The organism is Metabacillus sp. KJ11-3, assembly GCF_055808295.1.
Map to the genome: position 1 here is coordinate 2064281 of NZ_CM147865.1, position 18483 is coordinate 2082763.

Genomic DNA, 18483 nt, shown 5'->3' on the forward strand with positions numbered 1-18483 from the left:
TTGTAAAAACTTTATACATACAATATTCAGGTGCTTATACAGGAATTATATTGACAACATTTTATCCCACATTATAAAGTTGAACATATTTACAATAATGAAAAAGAATGGAGATTAACATGAAAAAGAAAATTTACTTTAACCATGACGGCGGTGTAGATGATTTAATTTCTTTATTTTTATTATTACAAATGGACACTGTTAAACTTACAGGTGTTTCGGTCATTCCGGCAGATTGTTACTTAGAACCTGCAATGTTTGCAAGTCGGAAAATTATTGATCGTTTTGGAAACGGAGGACTTGACGTAGCGGAATCAAATTCGCGCGCAAAAAATCCATTTCCGAAAGATTGGCGCATGCATGCGTTTTATGTAGATGCGCTGCCAATACTTAATGAAGCCGGAAAAGTAGTCACACCTGCTGCAGATATACCTGCACATCTTCATTTAATCAAAACCATTCAAGAAACGGATGGAAAAACAACGTTATTATTTACAGGACCGCTAACCGATCTTGCCCGTGCGTTAGATGCAGCACCAGAAATAGAGAAGAAAATTGAACGACTGGTTTGGATGGGAGGTACATTTCGCGAGGAAGGAAATGTACATGAGCCTGAACACGATGGAACAGCCGAATGGAATGTGTATTGGGATCCTGAGGCAGCAGCCCGTGTATGGGAAACGAAGATAGAAATTGATCTTGTTGCTCTTGAAAGTACAAATCAAGTCCCGCTAACTTTAGATGTGCGTGAGCGTTGGGCAAGAGAACGTAAAAATCTTGGTGTGGATTTCCTTGGGCAGTGTTATGCAATGGTTCCGCCTCTCGTTCACTTTTCAACGAACTCTACCTATTATTTATGGGATGTGTTAACAACTGCGTTTGTCGGCAAACCTGATCTTGTAAAGGTACAAACAATTAACAGCATTGTCTTAACAGAAGGTCCGAGCCAGGGGCGTACGGTTGAAACAGCTGAAGGAAGACCTGTAAATGTCGTTTATGACGTGGACCGCAACGCATTCTTTGATTACATAACTGAACTAGCTAAGAATGTAAGTGAGGATTTCTAAAATGGCAGAAAAGAAACGAGTAATCATTGATACAGATACAGCAGGCGATGATACAATTTCCATCTTAACTGCTCTTCATTATTTTCAGGTAGAAGGCATCATGGTCACCGGGGGAAATGTACAATTCGATCAACAGGTTGAAAATGCACTTTATACAGTACAAGTAGCAGGAAAGAGTGAAGAAGTTCCCGTATTTAAAGGGTATGAACGTCCAATAATGGGTCTTGGAGTAAACCAGCATCGTACTGTTGAGGATGTTCATGGTAAGGATGGAATGGGGGATTCGTTTTTCGAAAAAGCGATCCAGTCTCCTTCAGAGGGACATGCAGTTGATTTTCTAATTGAAACCGTTCATAAATATCCCGGAGAAATACATATATTAGCTATTGCTCCATTAACGAATATTGCCATGGCAATTAAAAAGGATCCAACCATCATTTCGAAAATTCCCCATTTATATATTATGGGGGGAACGAATAATTCATTAGGAAATATAACTCCAAGTGCTGAATACAATTTCTATGTTGATCCTGAGGCAGCGAAAATAGTTCTACATTCAGGTATTCCAATGACAATGGTTGGTTGGGAAATGTGTACTAGATATTCAATTATGAATGATCAGGACCATGAGGATATTGAAGCTTTGGCAACAAAAGGTTCTCAATTTTTTAAAGATGTTAATAAAGTTGTCATGAAATTTAACAAGAGTGTACATAAATTGAATGGCACAACACATCCGGATACATTACTTGCCGCAGTTGCAGCAAACGAAAACATCATGACAATATCGAATCTCTATCATGTAGATGTTGAAACTGTCGGAGAATTGACAAGAGGATATAGCCTGGTCGATGTAAATAATCGATTGGAGCGCCCAAAAAATGTTCGGGTTTGTGAAGCAATAAATCGTAACACATTTAAAGAGATGTTAATTGACGTATTGGCAGCGATAAAATAATTTTTTTGCAGTGGAGAGTGCCTTTTGCGAGCACTCTCCTATCAATATGTTGATTTCATTAAAAAAAGTTTCCACTTCCTTATATCTAAATATCTAAAAGATTATGACTAAATTTGAACCTTTTTAAAAAAACCCGGGATAAAAACTAATGGATAGATTAATAGATAAAGATTCGGTATCCACCAGGTTAAATCAAAATCAGATCTAAGAGTCCAAAAGGCTATAGCTTGAAGACCGGAGCAGGATGTCAAGACTAAAGAAATGAGCGCAAATTTGATCCAATTGGGATTACCCTTCTTATATGCATATAAACTAATTAATCCCGTGAACGAGATTAGTAAATCCAAAGGTAAAAACGACCAATTCCATGCACTAAGTATGGGATCATTGTAATCCTTAAAAAGGTACTCATTTGGAATGATATGTAACAATGTAACGATCCAATAAATGATAAAACCAATATCTGTTACCCAGAAAAAGTATTTTAACGTATTCAAACCTCTACTCCTCTCATTGTATTACAAGCTTTTACGTATAATAATGGAAAAAGATTCATTTTTTTGATCGAAAGAATAGCTCCAAACAAACCTAACAATCTTTTTTTAAGTAAAATGTGGAACATTCAAATTCAACAATTAGAATATGATATAGTTTACATATATTGACTTTACCCGGAAAGAGGATCCTATTTTATGAGAATACTATACATAGAAGATGAAGAAGAACTTGGCTCATGGGTATACCAAGACCTAATAAAGCGAGGGTATCAAGTAAACTGGTTAAAAAACGGAGACAAAGCCATAGAGCATGCAGATGCAGCAGATCTTGCCATTCTTGATGTTATGCTACCCGGATTAGACGGTTTTTCCATTGGTAAGCGCCTGAAAAAGACAGTGCCATCTTTGCCTATCATCATGTTATCAGCACGATCACAGGTAGATGATAAGCTGGAAGGTCTTGAATTTGCAGATGACTATATGACCAAGCCCTTTCATCCAGATGAGCTTGCTGCAAGAATAAGTGTGTTATTACGCCGTTTTGATCGCATTGTGCCTTCAGAAATAAGCGTTCAACATTTACGCTATCTTCCTAAGCAATATCAGCTTTTTCGGCAAGAAGACGACGAAGAAATTATTTTAACATCTAAGCAACTCCAAATCTTCGATTATTTATTAAAGCATGCCGGACAAATTTTGACGAAAGAACAAATATACGAATCTATCTGGGAAGAAGATTATTTTGAAGGTGACAAGACATTAATGGTTCATATCCGTTATCTTCGGGAAAAAATTGAGAAAGACCCTGCCAAACCTACCATAATCGAAACAATCCGAGGCATTGGTTATAGGTTAAAACAATGAAGCTACGCAATACATTGCAAACAAAGTACTTAATTTTAATTGTATGTGCGATGTTAATCCTCCCAATAGCCTTTCCACTTGCATCAATGGTTGTTTATATGCCGGCTATTATTGTTCAGCACAACGAGATGGATGTTTATGATAGTGAAGAAGTTGAGACTGAGTGGCATGAAAAGGCAAAAGAATTAGACAGGCTTACAGAAGCTGAAATGGTAACTGCTTTAAAAGAAACAACAAATAAAATAAATGAATCCACTGTATTTTGGGTAGATGAAAACGGCAAAACTCGTTATATATCCGACAATACAGCAGATATTCCTGATCACTGGACACCATCCTATACAGTTTCTTTTATGAAACAAAGCTATGGCGGAGATCCATTTACGGTTGTCTCGTTTATTGGAGAAGAAGAAAACAACGGTTTTATTGTTCTGCAAATTGATAAGAAGTATATGGATTATCCAATTCAACAACTTGAATATTATTTTGAAATCATTTATATCGTGGTTGTTGGACTATTGTTACTTTTATTTATCGCTCTTTCATGGCTATTTTTCCGGTCGATTCGAAAACGAATCGTACGACTTCAAGCTTCAATGGATGTAGAGGATCAACGAATTCCAGATAAAGTTACAGTTGGTGAAATCGATGAAGTAGGTGAACTGGAAGTATCATTTAATAAAATGATTGAACGTTTAGAGGCTAGCCGGTTACGGGAACAAGAGGAGGAGGAATTGCGAAAAGAGCTTATTGCCAATTTATCCCACGATCTTCGTACGCCTTTAGCCACCATTAGAGCCCACGCCTATACATTAAAAAATGAAGACATTTCATCTGACGGACAGAAATCAATTGAAATCATTGATAAAAAAATTGATCATTTGCATACGTTAATTGAAAACCTTCTATCTTACACATTATTAACATCAGGAAAGTATACGTACAAGCCTCAAAACGTTGATGTTAATCGAGTCATCCGACTATCGCTAACAGCTTGGTATCCAATTTTTGAAAAGGAACAGTTTACAGTAGAGATCGATTTGTTTGAGGAAACAGTTTTTTGGAAGATGGATCCAAATTGGTTTGAGCGAATTTTAGACAATCTTTTTCAAAATGTAGTGAGACATGCCAAGTCAGGTAAGTATATCAAAATCCTGTGTAAAGGGAATACGATTTATATAATGGATAAAGGACCTGGAATGAAAAGCAAATCAGAACAAGAGGGTGTAGGGATTGGCCTTTCCATCATTGACCTGATGACAAAGGAAATGGACATTACCTGGAATATTGAAACCTCTAGTGGTGGAACTACAATATGCTTATCGAAAGAATCCGATTGATCAACGTCGTATTCTTTTTTGATGTTTCCGTAGATTTAAACAAAATTTAAACATTACCACCACTTCGTTTTAAGATTCATTGTTTATCGTGTTAATAGAGGTGATTAAAATGAATCAATACGTTGTGGAAACCAGCAATTTAACAAAAACATTTAATGGAAAAGCTGCGGTTAATCAAGTGAATCTATCAATTCCTAAGGGAGCTATATATGGTTTCCTTGGTCCAAACGGAGCTGGAAAAACAACAGCAATCAAGCTGCTTTTAGGATTAATGAAAGAAACTTCAGGTTCGATCCATATTTTTGGTAAAGAACTAAAAAAAGAGAAGCAAACCATCTTACGAAACATAGGGTCTTTGGTTGAATCCCCATCATATTATGGGAATTTGTCGGCAAGAGAAAACCTTGAATTACTCCAAATTATTTTACAAACTCCTAAAGAACGAGTTGACGAAGTTCTTAATATCGTGCGATTAGAAAAGGATGCCAATCGACCGGTTAAAGGGTTTTCGTTAGGGATGAAGCAACGACTCGGAATTGCTTCTGCCTTGCTCGGTAGTCCTGAACTCCTTATCCTTGACGAACCAACAAATGGATTAGATCCATCAGGAATCATTGAGATGCGCGAATTAATAAAGAGTTTACCAGAAAAATATGGTGTGACTGTTCTTGTTTCAAGCCATCTTTTATCAGAAATTGACCAAATGGCTACAGAGGTTGGGATTATATCAAAAGGATCTCTTATTTTCCAAGATTCAATTGACGTTTTGCGAAAGAAATCTGTTAACAAAATTCGTATCCAAACAAACAATCGAGAGGCTGCTTGGAAAGTCCTTCTTAAAGAGGGCTTAAAAGGGAATGCAGAGGGAGATTATGTATCGTTTAATCAAAGTACCAATAGAGATGTTGCTGCGATGGTTCGTGCCCTTGTCCAAAACGGGTTAGACGTGTACCGAGTTGAGGAGGAAAAACGCTCCCTTGAAAGTATTTTCCTCGAGATGACGAAGGAGGCGCAAAGCCTGTGATCCTTCGATTATTGCGAACAGACTTTAAAAAAATATCATTCGGCATGTGGATTCTTGTTTTCTTAGGACCGATTGGGATATTCGCTTTAACAACCGTTAATTATTTGGTTCGCTATGATTGGCTCATCCGCCAAACAGATGATTATTGGCTACAGTTGTTACGGCAAATCAATTTATTTCTCGCACCTGCTTTGCTTTTAGGAACAACACTGCTTGCCTCTCTTTTTGCTAATATCGAACATAAGACGAATTCCTGGAAACAGTTGTTAGCACTACCTATCAGTCGAGTAAAAGTCTACAGCTCCAAATTTATAACAATAAGCTATATGTTATGTATTTCTACATTGCTGATGTTTATTGGAACGATTGTGTTTGGCAGCTTTTTTGATTGGGAGCAAAGCATGCCTATTAAGGAGATCGCCATTAACAGCTTTTATCCTTTTTTTGCAGCCTTGCCAATCTTAGCTTTTCAGTTATGGTATTCTGTTGCATCATCAAACCAAGGTACACCATTAACAATCGGAATTATTGGTTCGGTTGTGTCGATGTATGCCTATGGCGGGCCGGAATGGTTGATTTGGAAATGGCCATTGCTAGAGAATAAATGGCAAATACCAGAAATCAGTGTGTTACTAGGAATCATTGTCGGTGGGGTCATTTTTATCACCAGTCTCATCCATTTTGATCAAAAGGATGTGAAGTAATGCTAAGTAAACTTATTTATACAGAATGGTTAAAGCTCAAAAAATCGAAAGTTTTACAAATTTTGTTTATTAGTCCAATACTCTCAACGATTGCTGCTTATTTTAACTTCTTTGAAAATGCAGGAAATGAGTGGATGAATTCATTTTTATCAATGATTATGGTTCAAGCGATTCTCTTCTTACCATTACTTGCAGGAATATTTGCTGCAGCTGTTTGCCGTTATGAGCACGCTGAGGGGGGATGGAAACAATTATTAGCTTTACCTGTTGATAGGCTTCAAGTATATAGTGCAAAGCTCATCACTGTTTGTACGTTTGTGGCATTAACACAAATTCTGATGTTAGCAGGATTATTTCTTGTAGGAATGTTACATGGTTTCAATGATCCATTTCCTTGGAAGGAAGTATTCCTTCGCTTATTTATGGGCTGGTTAGGATGTTTACCAATTATCTCTCTACAATTATGGGTTTCTACCGCTTGGTCCAGTTTTGCTGCTCCTGTTGCATTAAATGTCATCCTAACTTTACCAAACATACTCATTGCAAATTCGGAAACATTCGGTCCATGGTATCCTTGGGCACAACCGTTTTTAGGTATGGTAATGGATCAGCAGTCAGGCTTTACATTTTCCATAGAGACATTGGTATTTGTTATTATTGGTGGATTTCTAGTCTTTACGGTCGGTGGCATGGTCTATTTTAAACAAAAAGCAGTTTAGTAACAGCACTCATCAAGACAATAAAGAAGTGAATACTCCCACTTCTTTATTGATTTCTTCCCGATGTATAATGAAACTTATTGTTTTAGTAGACCGTAGTAATAGTAGAATTTAATGGACAATTATTTTACATAGTAAAGGGAAGGTGATAAGTTATGACTGGATTTATTATCCATCTTATTTTATTAATACCTTTCATGATATTCGCTTATGTTCTATTCAAAAGGAAAAGGAGCCTTTCTGCTTGCGGGGTATAACACGATGTCTGAGTAGGAAAAAGCTCAGTATGATGAAGTAGCGTTGTGTAAGTTTATGAGTAAACTCATGTATGGAATCAGTCTTAGCTTATTTTTATGGGCACTTAGCGAAGGGTTAAAAAATCAACTCCATTGGCCTTATTTTATTTATTATTCTTCTTATTTTTGCATTGGTTTACTCGAATTCAGAAAAAAGGTTTAAAAGGGATGAATCGTGAAGAAAGGATGTTTAAAGTGATGGCTTCGTTTCATTTTTTGATCATTTTAAAAAATCTTCATTCATGTATTGACCTTAACGTTGCGTAAAGGTGTAAAGTGAAATTATCAAGGAGGGATTAGAGATGGAATACACGATTCACAAACTTGCGGAATTAGCGGGTGTCAGTACGAGGACTTTACGATATTACGATGAGCTTGGAATTCTTAAGCCGGCAAGAATCAACTCATCGGGCTACAGAATCTATGGACAATATGAAGTAAATCTTATCCAACAGATTCTCTTTTATCGCGAACTTGGTCTGCAGCTAAATCAAATAAAAGATATCGTGACTGATCCTGCTTTTGACTTCAAAAAGGCATTACATGAACATCGAGAGCGTCTCCTTGATAAACGAAACCAATTAGATCAACTAATTGCAAATGTTGAAAAAACAATTGCACATTCAGAAGGGAGAATGAAGATGACTGATCAAGAAAAATTCGAAGGCTTTAAACAAAAAGCACTGAAGGAAAACGAAGATAAATACGGAAAAGAAATCCGTGAAAAATACGGAGAAGCAACCGTCAAGAAATCGAATGAGAAATTCATGAATATGTCTGAAGAGGAGTACGAAAAATCTGTCAATATTGAAAAGGAGATGAGAGAACTATTAAGAAATGCGATGATAATGGGTGATCCTGCAAGTGAATTAGCACAAAGAGCTGCCCAATTGCATAAACAATGGTTACTGTTCCACTGGCCTTCCTATAGTAAAGAGGCACACGCAGGTCTAGCTCAAATGTATGTCGACGATGAGAGATTTACAGCTTATTATGATCAGGAACAACCGGGTACAGCTGAGTTTTTGAGAGATGCTATTCAAATTTTTACTGGAGTAAAAAATCATTAAACGTATTGTTAACGTAATTCATTTTTGTTAATATAGGAGTAACTATGGATGAAATGGAGGTTTTCCTTTTGACAGCATCAATGAGATTAAGATTCCTAGACCGCAATCGTTAATTGAATACGTTTGTATGGAGCTCTGCCTATGTTCAGAGCAACGGGATTGGTCTGTCTATTTTTAAAGGAAACCATTATTTAACGGGTTTTTAAAAAGAGGGATTATTTTTCCCTCTTTTTTTGATGTCTTTAAAAATATACATCAGAACGGTTCGATGTAGATGGATGTGGGTGAAGTCTAGATTTAAAAAAACTTAATAGAAACGAGTTGTTAAAAAATGAATACAGTAAATAACGATCACAAGGAGAACTGGTTTAAGAATATTATTCTCTTCTTAAGTAGTCAGACAATATCACTATTCGGGTCATCATTAGTCCAATACGCGATTATGTGGTACATCACGCTGGAGACTGAATCTGGTTTAATGATGACTTTGTATATCATTTGCGGATTTATTCCTACATTTCTTTTGTCTCCAGTTGCAGGAGTGTGGGCAGATCGGTACAATCGAAAAATGTTGATTATGGTAGCTGATGGGCTTATTGCAACAGCGACGCTCATTTTGGCCATTCTCTTTTTAATGGGCTATGATGCCACTTGGTTACTGTTTGTGATGGCAGCTGTACGTGCCTTTGGAACGGGCATTCAAACACCTGCAGTAGGAGCCATTCTTCCGCAAATTGTTCCGAAGGATAAACTAACAAAAGTGAACGGAGCAAATGGAAGTATTCAAGCCATTATCATGTTTGTTTCACCAATGGTAAGTGCGGCGCTGTTAGCAACAACATCAATTGAAATCATCTTTTTCATTGATGTCATAACAGCTGTTATCGCGATTTTCACTCTCCTTACCTTTTTAAAAATCTCTACCCATGAAAAAGCAGCTGAAAAACAAACCACAAGCTACTTTAGTGATTTTAAACAAGGTTTACAGTATATAAATAACCATGCATTTCTCAAAACGTTTTTCATATTCTTTGCTGTTTTCTTTGTGTTAATGGCACCTGCTGCATTTTTAACACCGTTGCAGGTGACACGTACGTTCGGTGATGATGTATGGAAATTAACGGCAATCGAAATCGCCTTTTCCATTGGTATGATGATTGGTGGGGGGATTATTGCTTCATGGGGAGGCTTCCCAAATAAAGTGAAAACAATGGCGTTCTCAAGTCTTATTATGGGAGTCTGTACGTTTGCCCTTGGTGCCACACCAATCTTTTGGTTGTACTTGATTTTTATGGCGTTATTCGGAGTGGCCATGCCGATCTTCAATACACCAACAACTGTATTGTTGCAGGAAAAAATTGAAGAAGAGTATTTAGGTAGAGTGTTTGGTGTAATGGGGATGATCTCAACCTCAATGATGCCTATCGGTATGCTCATATTTGGCCCTATTGCAGATATCATTAGAATCGAATGGCTATTGATAGGAACAGGACTGTTCATCATCATCCTAACGCTATTCATGAATCAAAATAAAGTATTAATCGAAGCGGGTAAACCGGTTTTAAATGAAGCTTAACAAACGAAACTGAATAAATAAGAACAGGCAAAAACGTCTTTTAACTTTGGGATGTTTTGCCTGTTCTTTTTTTGAACACAATATTGAAACTTTTTCACCAGTTAATCGTATGTAAAGGTAGCAAGTTACATGCTAGGGGGAACATAAATGAAGGACCATCTTGATCAAATAAAAGCAACCATAAAGGAACTTAAAAGTATAGATAACAAAAAATCCACTGGAAAACTTGATTTAAATAAATATGAACGAGTTGCTGAAAAATTGGAATCATTGTCTGGAAATTGCCAGGAATGTGAGCAACAATTACTAGAATTTAAGAATCACTTTATTAAATTAAAAGCGGATATAGACGGATTAGATAAACATGATCTAAAACAACACCACCAATTTATCCAGCAAATCTGTAACCATCTTCAGAAAACACACAAACTATTACCAGAGGGGTATTATATGAGTATTTATATGTCGATTGGAATGAGTTTGGGTGTCGTGTTCGGATTAACGATATTCGACAATATTGCCTTAGGGATCCCGATTGGAATGTGTTTTGGAATGGCCATTGGAGCAGGTTTGGATGCCGATATTAAGAAAAAAGGGAAAACAATTTAGTTCTTAGAGATTCACGTTGTGTAACATAGTATACTAATAGAAAAAGACTTTCTGCACTTTTCCGGAGGAGTTTACAGATACGGATGAAAAAGGTATATCTTATTTGGTTAGCTATTTATATCCCTGTATGGGGAGTAGCTTTTTATGAATTTCCATCAAGTATAAACGAGAGACAGCTGGCCGCTACAAGTTTATTTTTAGTTATTTTATTTATACTGCCTCTTTTTAAAGAAAGAACATTGGTGCTAACCCTATTATTTTGCACCCAGATCATCTTAACGATCCTCGTTTTCTATCCGGCAGACAATTTGCTAAATCCATTTCTGCTCTTCATACATGCTTTACTACTGGCAGAAGCAGTTTTTTATTTACCTAGATGGAAAAGCTTAATAGTGGTAGTGTTTCAGTTAGGAAGTTTGATATGCCTCTTATCAGAAGCACGTCTTAGTCCTACACAAGTAATATGGATTAGTTTGTTTTTTAAGATGTTAATAAGCGCGTTATACCATTATCAAGCCGTACATAAGCGAGAAAAGGAAACACAACAAAAAAATGACGCCTTACTTGATGAGTATCGAAAGATGAAAAGACAGCTTGTTACAGAAGAAGAACATGCCAGACAGGATGAGCGAATGCTCATTGGTCATGAAATACATGATTCTGTTGGACATAAACTAACTGCACTGATCATGCAGTTTGAGGTATTTCGCCTGCATGCAGAAGATAAAGACAAAGAAAAAATAGCAGATCTTAAACAACTTGCTGAACAAAGCTTAGAAGAAACGAGACGTGCTGTAAAATCCTTTAAACAGACAGAAGTAGGTGGTTTACAAGGAGTGATCCGCTTAATTCGCAAACTGGAAATGGAAAGTTTTATGAAAATAAGTTTTTCTGTTAAGCATGGAGCGTTTGCTGCACCACTAACTGGTGAGCAGTCTTTTGCAATCTATCGGGCTGTTCAAGAAGCACTAACAAATATTATGAAACATAGTACCTCAAGAGAAGCGCATGTCATGTTTGAGTCTCCGGGAGGGAGTATTTTTAGATTTGAAGTACTTAACATCGCTCCATCTCATCCCTTTTTTCAAGAGGGATATGGATTGAAAGCCATGCGGGACCGATTGGAAAAAGTTGGAGGTTCCCTGGAAATTGATCATAATGAGCGTCATTTCGTTGTGAGAGGGAGTATACGTTTAGTTGAACGGAGAGGGTCATATGATTAAGGTGTTACTTGTGGAAGATCAAGTGATGGTACGCCAAGGTTTAAAGGCAATGATTGAAACAGATGAGGAGATAACTGTAACTGGTGAGGCTGATAATGGCAAAGAAGCGATTAACCTATGTGAGAAGCAGGGTTTTGATGTAGCCATTTTAGATATACGTATGCCAGTAATGGATGGAATAGAGGCAACAAAAATAGTACGGTCACGCTTTCCCCTAATAAAAATTCTAATGTTGACAACGTTTGATGACGAAGAATACGTGATGGAAGCCTTAAAATTGGGGGTAAATGGATATATGCTGAAAAACAGTGATACGGAATCACTTATCCGCTCAATTAAAAGTGCATTAAGTGGCGGGCTTTCTCTGGAAGATCAGGTTGCGGCAAAAGTAATGCCGGTCTTACTTCAAAAACAAGAGGAGAATTCAATAGATCCGAGACTAACTCCACGGGAAAGAGCCATCTTAACATGTATCGGTGAAGGGTTAAATAATAAAGAAGTTGCAGAACGACTGGGCTTGTCAGTTGGAACCGTCAAAAATCAAACAAGTATGATTTTAGATAAATTAGAATTAAGAGACCGGACACAGTTAGCTATTTACGCCATTCGCAAACATCTCGTCTAAGATAAAAAAGTGACAAAAGTAATAAGTGTTGTTTCATACAGTGACCAGAGTCAGTAGTGACTTTGGTTTTTTTGTTTTAAGATGCAAATATGATCTTTATGAAAGGCTGTTTTCGGCAAAGATTGTTGCTTTGAATAAGTGTAGAGGTTGTTGATCTGAGCTCCAGGCTGCTCGCTTTCCGTGGGGTGGGCGGTGAACCTCCTCAACTCTTTACGTCTGCGGGGTCTCACTTGTCCCACAGCTCCACAGGAGTCTCGCACCTTCCGCTCATATTTAGTTTTTTTAAGTACCTTTTTAAAACAACAGTCTTTTAGAGAAGAGCCTAATGAAAACATCAAAGGAGGTAATCACGTGCTTGAGACAATCAATTTAAAAAAGGCATTTAAAGGAAAAACCGCTGTGCAAGAAGTGAATTTATATTTAGATCAAGGAGAATCTGTTGGCTTATTAGGACCAAATGGGGCAGGGAAATCAACAACAATTTCCATGATATCAAGTTTGATTAAGCCAACAAGCGGTGAAATAAAGCTTAATGGTGTAAACATTGTCGATAAACCTGGTGAAATAAGAAATATTTTAGGTGTTGTACCACAAGAAATTGCGCTTTATCAAGAGCTGTCAGCCTATGAAAACCTCAAGTTTTTTGGATCTATTTATAAAATTAAAGGAAAAGAACTGGAGAAAAGGATTCAAAATGCTCTGGATATTGTTGGATTACAAGAACGTCAAAAGGATTTAGTAAAGACATTTTCAGGTGGTATGAAACGCAGGGTTAATATTGCAGCAGCTCTATTACATCAACCGAAAATACTCATTTTAGATGAACCGACTGTTGGAATTGATCCGCAATCGCGAAATCATATCCTGGAGATGGTTCGTCATTTAAATGAAAAAGCTGGAACAACAGTACTCTATACAAGTCATTATATGGAAGAAGTTGAACAACTCTGTGACAGATTATACATTATGGATCATGGTGAAATTATAGCCTCCGGGACAAAAGCTGAGCTGCTTAGCATTTTATCCACTGAGGATACGATAAAAGTGGAGTTAAGTAAAATGGACGAAGCATTTATTGAGCATGTCAAATCCATAGAAGGTGTTCGTAAGGTAGAGGCAACTCACTCGCAAATGAAAGTAATTGTACGAAAAGGAAGTCATTTAATAAGTGAGCTCGTTCATTTTGCTAATCAATATCATATTCAAATTGTCAATTTTCATACTGAAACACCTAGCTTGGAGGATGTATTTCTTCATTTAACTGGCCGGACATTACGGGACTAAGGAGGTGGAATAATGTTAAGTTTCATAAAAAAGGACTTATTAATGTTTTGGCGTGACCGTAAAGAGCTCATTACCGTACTAGTCCTTCCCATTATTTTAGTCATGGTTTTAAATTTTGCTTTTGCCGGTTTGTTTGGTTTTAATGAGGATGCAAAGTTGGATTTACAATTGGCAGTGGTGAATCAGGATGACAACGACACAGAAACAATGACTCAATTAAAGGAGCGTCTGGTCAAAGAGGCGGCGTTAGGGGAAGAGCAAACAACGGAGATATTGAGTCAAGCAACTTTAATAAAACCTATTTCAATGTTAGAAGATTATCTTCATAGTGATGATTTAAAGGAATGGGTAACGGTTCATGAGATGGAGGAAACTGAGGCAGTAGCTAACATGAAGGAAGGAGAATTGGATGGAATCCTAATCATACCGGATGGATTTACTGCCGATAGTTTGTATTCAGCGTTAATGGGAGAACCGCCAACTGCTCCACTGAAATATAAAATAGAAATGGAAACGAATGATACCAGTACATTAGCACAAATAATCCAAGGGTTTATGGATCAAATGAACTATCAGTTTGCCCTACAGAAAGTGGGAGGTGACCCGCGGGTGGAAGTCATTCTACCGGAGGGAGGCCTTGAGAAAGTAGGAGCTGGTGAAAACTTTACGATGACACAGTATTTTCCGATCGCAATCGGAGCGTTGTTTTCATTATTCCTTGCAGCAACCGTAGCAACGAAAACAGGTGAAGAAATTAGACAAAAAGTATTTCATCGGATTTTATTGACAAATAGTCATCCATTCCATTTTTTAATAGGCAAAATTGTCTCAACATTTTGTTTAGCTTGGTTGCAAACGATGTTCGTGTTCCTATTGTCACACTTGATTTTAGACATATTTCCTGATCGGACGATTCCCTTCTGGCTTGGTACCATTGGGATTGTGACATTGCTTTCCTTAGCAATATCCGGGCTATCTGCTGTCTTTACCAGCATCTCACTTAGAGTGTCTGATATCGATGCTGCAAATGGTATTTTTATGATCGTCATTATTCTTTTTGGTATCATCGGTGGAAGTTTTGTTCCTATTTATATATTACCTGACTGGCTGCAAAAAATCGGAGAGTGGACCCCGAACGGTCTATCATTAACTATCATGACACAATGGGTCAAATTTGAGGAGTTTTCCTCCATCATCATACCAAGTATGATCCTTGTTGTGATTTTTATTCTTTGTACAGTAATTGGTTTAGCTCTATATCCGAAAAGGGGGAAGCGTAGTGAATTCAGTCGTTTGGGCGCAATTTACGAAGGATAAACGCAACCCTATCTTCATCATTTTATTTATTGCAGGTAGTATTCTTGCAACATTAGTATTTGCCGAAGGTGTCTATTCACCAACAAAGGTTGCTATATTCAGTGAAGGGGAAAATGCCTCAGAAATTGAGAAGAAATGGGTAGATCTGTTAAATGTTGATGACTCCTTTCAGTTTGTTGTCGTAGATCCGAATGAAGTGCGCGAGGATGTACGGGATGGAAAGCTTGATGTAGCTGTAAAGGTCATGGAAACTGACTACAGGTTAGTGGCTACAAGTGAGCTTCCAACAGTATCGTATGTTCAGCAGCATGTTGACAAAGTATTTCAACAAGAGGCACAATTAAGTGCAATTGTTCAATCAAAGGAAAATGGAAACGTACGTGAAGAACTTGAAAACTATTTGGAAGAAGCACCATTTCAAATGGAGACTCAAGGACTTGAAAGTGAGAAAGTTCCTAATTATAACATGAGTACTCAATTATTATTTGCTTTTACATTTTTAATTTCGATGTTTATTCTCGGACTTAAGGTAAATAATGTCACACATGACAAAGTCTCTGGCATTTGGAATCGAATGATCCTATCACCGATTAGTAAAACCAAGATGTATTGTGGGTATATTCTTTATAGTTTTTTGATTACCCTATTTCAAGTAGTTGTTGTCCTCTTCGTGTTTAAGTATTTGATGAACTATGAACTCGGAGATCAATTATGGTTAATTATCTTAATTGCTGCGTTCTTTATTTTTAGTATGATCAGTATTGCGATGTTAATTACCGGGTTTGTAAAGACGCCTGAGCAATTTTATGCGATTTACCCATCAGTTATCCCCCTAATACCGATTGTAAGTGGAGCTTATATGATGCCGGGAACGATTACGAATTCAGCTCTATTGTTCATAGCAGATCTCTTTCCGATGGCACATGCGATGGATGCGATTTTGTCAGTGATTTTTTATGATGCCGGTTTTAACGATGTGATGATGTCCTTATTATTTATGCTGTTAATCGGTGTGGTAGCAATGGGATTAGGAATTAACCTTATAGAGAGAAGAACCAGATAGGCTTCTAGTATAGTAACCTTGCAAAGAAGGAATTTTTAACTCACTTCTAGAAAGTAAACCTGGATCATTTATTTTTTAGGAGGAATAGTCATGGTGATGCAAAGAGTTAGCCTGCTTACAATCGGTGCTTATAATTTACCAGTTCTTCGGTCTTTTTATCAAAAACTTGGATGGGAAGAAACAGAATTTAGTTCAGATACCTATGCTGCATTTAAAACGGCAGGTGTAATTCTAACCCTTTTTCCTATTGAGGAATTAGCAAAAGATGCCGGAATTGAACTTTCACAAAGTAAAGAAGGGTTTCATGGTGTAACGTTTGCTATAAATTTAGATACACGGGAACAAGTAGATGCAACGATTGAAGAGGTACGCAGCATAGGTGCAAGGATCTTAAGAGAACCAAGTGACGCATTTTGGGGTGGAAGGACAGCCTACTTTGCAGACCCTGAGAATAATCTATGGGAAGTTGCCTGGAATCCTTCTGCTGTGTTTGATGAAAGAGGAGCAATGATTTCATTCTAAAACGTGTATAGAGAGAGTCTGGAGCCACAGTTTAGCCATCTAAATTGTGGCTTTTTCTTATTTTTATTTAATATTATAAAAACTTAATTGATTGCGTCACAACAATAGTGTATGATACATAGTATAGAATAAATACTGTATGATATATAGTAAAAATTTCGAGGTGGGTGAAATGAGTAATTTAATTCAATCATTATCAACAGAACTACGTAGAGGAACATTGACACTTGCTGTTTTGAGTCAATTACGTACTCCTCAATATGGATATTCACTCGTTCAATTGTTAGAAGGATCTGGTATTCCTATTGATCAAAGTACGTTATATCCTTTATTGCGACGATTAGAAAAACAGGAATTGGTATCAAGCAGTTGGGACACATCTGAGAGTAGACCCCGTAAGTACTATGTTTTAAGTGAATTTGGTGTAGAAGTATTTTTGCAGTTAAAAAAGGAATGGATTGCAAATTCAAAAGAGCTTTACAACCTATTGAAAGGGGAGGAAGATGATGAACTTAATTGAGATTTATATTCAGGAAGTGACACGGAGATTACCTGAAAAAAGTCGTAGTGACATTGCGCTTGAGTTACGGTCGACAATAGAGGATATGCTTCCTGATGATTATAATGAAGAAGATGTAAAAAAAGTGCTCGAGAAGTTAGGGAGTCCGGTTTCATTGGCCAGCGGTTATCGCGACCAGCCTATGCACTTGATTGGACCGAGATACTTTGATGTATATATGTCCTTATTAAAAATGATCTTACCGATCGCTGCAATGATCTCTTTAATTTCGATGCTTGCAGAATATTTTATTGGGTATACAGGAAGTGAAGCGATAATTAATGTCGCTCTACAAGTCATGGGTGAAGGGATCTGGAGAATCATTGAGGTGGGGATGCAAGTATTCTTCTGGGTCACATTGACATTTGCCATTTTAGAGAGAACTGATAAGGGGAAAGAAGGAATACCATTAACAAACAGTCTGCAAAAATGGACACCTGATGATTTAAAAACTATCACGTATGTACCAAAGAAAAAGGCCATTTCAAAGGTTGAAGTATTCGGGGGTCTAATGTGGACAGCAATTTGGGCAACACTCTACTTTTATGCCAATCATCTAGTCGGTGTATATAGAGGCGGGAATGAAGGTCTTGAATTTAAAATACCTGCATTGAATCAAGATGTGTTGCTTCAATACTGGCCGATCGTCGTCATCGTGATTGGACTAGAAATATTATTGTCACTATACAAGTTAATAAAGGGTCAATGGACAAAAAGAATTGCCCTTTTCAATACAGTCGTTCAACTAGTCGGAACAATTGTATTTATGGTCATCTTACTAAATCCAAACCTACTAAGCTCCGAATTCACAACATTCATGGCCGATTTATTCACAATAAACCCAAATCAATTCAAAACATCATTCACTGGCGGCATCCTCTTCATCTACATCCTATCAGCCGCAATAAGTGTGTATGACGGATACAAAAAGGCAAGAATCGGTACAGAGGGACAGGTACGTTGACCCAGTTTTTAAACATAGATTCCTAAAATGTATATAGAAAATCTACGCAGATATAGAACTTTAAATTTCACCAATTACTTTTGAGATTGAAAAATGGGCTTCATTATAGGTGTTTTCATGAAGCATTCTTCCTACAAGACGGGCTCCAAAATGAAAGTAAACGTATATACTATATCGTCTTAGATTTTTCACAAACGAAAGG

20 protein-coding genes are annotated in these 18483 nt (G+C 37.1%); 19 read left to right on the plus strand and 1 reads right to left on the minus strand.

The genetic code is table 11. From position 1 onward, the window contains the following. The first annotated feature begins 119 nt into the window (after positions 1–119). Together AC0L8O_RS10490 and AC0L8O_RS10495 are read left to right on the plus strand one after the other, a co-directional pair. Positions 120–1067 carry a nucleoside hydrolase gene (locus AC0L8O_RS10490; RefSeq protein ID WP_473447931.1) on the plus strand — a complete coding sequence of 316 codons (948 nt, stop codon included), beginning with the start codon at positions 120–122 and terminating at the stop codon, positions 1065–1067. A 1-nt stretch (position 1068) separates the two neighbouring features. Next, the gene (locus AC0L8O_RS10495) at positions 1069–2025 is read left to right on the plus strand and encodes a nucleoside hydrolase (protein ID WP_473447933.1); all 957 of its coding nucleotides are present in this window, start codon (positions 1069–1071) and stop codon (positions 2023–2025) included. A 107-nt stretch (positions 2026–2132) separates the two neighbouring features. Here the strand turns inward: AC0L8O_RS10495 and AC0L8O_RS10500 are convergent, their stop codons facing one another. Next, a complete protein-coding gene (locus AC0L8O_RS10500) occupies positions 2133–2522 on the minus strand; it encodes a YvaD family protein (protein WP_473447935.1) in 390 nt (129 codons plus the stop codon). A 195-nt stretch (positions 2523–2717) separates the two neighbouring features. Here AC0L8O_RS10500 and AC0L8O_RS10505 point away from each other — a divergent pair, with 195 nt between their 5' ends. The 17 genes from AC0L8O_RS10505 (at position 2718) to AC0L8O_RS10585 (ending at position 18281) form a co-directional block, all read left to right on the plus strand. Continuing rightward, positions 2718–3386, plus strand: coding sequence for a response regulator transcription factor (locus tag AC0L8O_RS10505; protein WP_473447937.1), 669 nt, complete (start codon positions 2718–2720; stop codon positions 3384–3386). Continuing rightward, the gene (locus tag AC0L8O_RS10510; protein WP_473447939.1) at positions 3383–4726 is read left to right on the plus strand and encodes a HAMP domain-containing sensor histidine kinase; all 1344 of its coding nucleotides are present in this window, start codon (positions 3383–3385) and stop codon (positions 4724–4726) included. Before AC0L8O_RS10505 ends, AC0L8O_RS10510 begins: the two co-directional genes overlap by 4 nt. A 109-nt stretch (positions 4727–4835) precedes the next feature. Next, complete coding sequence (locus AC0L8O_RS10515; protein ID WP_473447941.1) at positions 4836–5750, plus strand: ABC transporter ATP-binding protein; 915 nt, start codon at positions 4836–4838, stop codon at positions 5748–5750. Continuing rightward, positions 5747–6454 carry an ABC transporter permease gene (locus AC0L8O_RS10520; RefSeq protein WP_473447943.1) on the plus strand — a complete coding sequence of 236 codons (708 nt, stop codon included), beginning with the start codon at positions 5747–5749 and terminating at the stop codon, positions 6452–6454. The genes AC0L8O_RS10515 and AC0L8O_RS10520 overlap by 4 nt, the downstream gene beginning before the upstream one ends. Continuing rightward, complete coding sequence (locus AC0L8O_RS10525) at positions 6454–7173, plus strand: ABC transporter permease (RefSeq protein WP_473447945.1); 720 nt, start codon at positions 6454–6456, stop codon at positions 7171–7173. The genes AC0L8O_RS10520 and AC0L8O_RS10525 overlap by 1 nt, the downstream gene beginning before the upstream one ends. Before the next feature lie 324 nt (positions 7174–7497). Next, positions 7498–7632 (plus strand): hypothetical protein, encoded by a 135-nt coding sequence (locus AC0L8O_RS10530; RefSeq protein ID WP_473448823.1) that lies wholly within the window; start codon positions 7498–7500, stop codon positions 7630–7632. A 139-nt stretch (positions 7633–7771) separates the two neighbouring features. Beyond that, the gene (locus AC0L8O_RS10535) at positions 7772–8539 is read left to right on the plus strand and encodes a MerR family transcriptional regulator (RefSeq protein ID WP_473447947.1); all 768 of its coding nucleotides are present in this window, start codon (positions 7772–7774) and stop codon (positions 8537–8539) included. Positions 8540–8870: 331 nt separating this feature from the next. After that, positions 8871–10115 carry an MFS transporter gene (locus AC0L8O_RS10540; protein WP_473447949.1) on the plus strand — a complete coding sequence of 415 codons (1245 nt, stop codon included), beginning with the start codon at positions 8871–8873 and terminating at the stop codon, positions 10113–10115. Positions 10116–10262: 147 nt separating this feature from the next. Continuing rightward, complete coding sequence (locus tag AC0L8O_RS10545; RefSeq protein WP_473447951.1) at positions 10263–10724, plus strand: glycine zipper domain-containing protein; 462 nt, start codon at positions 10263–10265, stop codon at positions 10722–10724. An 83-nt stretch (positions 10725–10807) separates the two neighbouring features. Then, complete coding sequence (locus AC0L8O_RS10550; RefSeq protein ID WP_473447953.1) at positions 10808–11947, plus strand: sensor histidine kinase; 1140 nt, start codon at positions 10808–10810, stop codon at positions 11945–11947. Further along, positions 11940–12572: a response regulator transcription factor gene (locus AC0L8O_RS10555; protein ID WP_473447955.1), complete on the plus strand. Its 633-nt coding sequence runs from the start codon at positions 11940–11942 to the stop codon at positions 12570–12572. The genes AC0L8O_RS10550 and AC0L8O_RS10555 overlap by 8 nt, the downstream gene beginning before the upstream one ends. Positions 12573–12923: 351 nt before the next feature. Next, on the plus strand, positions 12924–13856 hold the full coding sequence (locus tag AC0L8O_RS10560; RefSeq protein WP_473447957.1) for an ABC transporter ATP-binding protein: 933 nt from the start codon (positions 12924–12926) through the stop codon (positions 13854–13856). Positions 13857–13868: 12 nt separating this feature from the next. Beyond that, entirely contained in the window at positions 13869–15173 is a 1305-nt protein-coding gene (locus tag AC0L8O_RS10565) for an ABC transporter permease (RefSeq protein ID WP_473447961.1), read from the plus strand. Then, complete coding sequence (locus AC0L8O_RS10570) at positions 15136–16236, plus strand: ABC transporter permease (protein WP_473447963.1); 1101 nt, start codon at positions 15136–15138, stop codon at positions 16234–16236. The genes AC0L8O_RS10565 and AC0L8O_RS10570 overlap by 38 nt, the downstream gene beginning before the upstream one ends. A 90-nt stretch (positions 16237–16326) precedes the next feature. Beyond that, a complete protein-coding gene (locus AC0L8O_RS10575; RefSeq protein ID WP_026561478.1) occupies positions 16327–16758 on the plus strand; it encodes a VOC family protein in 432 nt (143 codons plus the stop codon). 172 nt (positions 16759–16930) lie between these two features. After that, positions 16931–17278: a PadR family transcriptional regulator gene (locus AC0L8O_RS10580; RefSeq protein WP_026561479.1), complete on the plus strand. Its 348-nt coding sequence runs from the start codon at positions 16931–16933 to the stop codon at positions 17276–17278. After that, a complete protein-coding gene (locus AC0L8O_RS10585; RefSeq protein WP_473448825.1) occupies positions 17265–18281 on the plus strand; it encodes an HAAS signaling domain-containing protein in 1017 nt (338 codons plus the stop codon). Before AC0L8O_RS10580 ends, AC0L8O_RS10585 begins: the two co-directional genes overlap by 14 nt. The last annotated feature ends 202 nt before the right edge of the window (positions 18282–18483 follow it).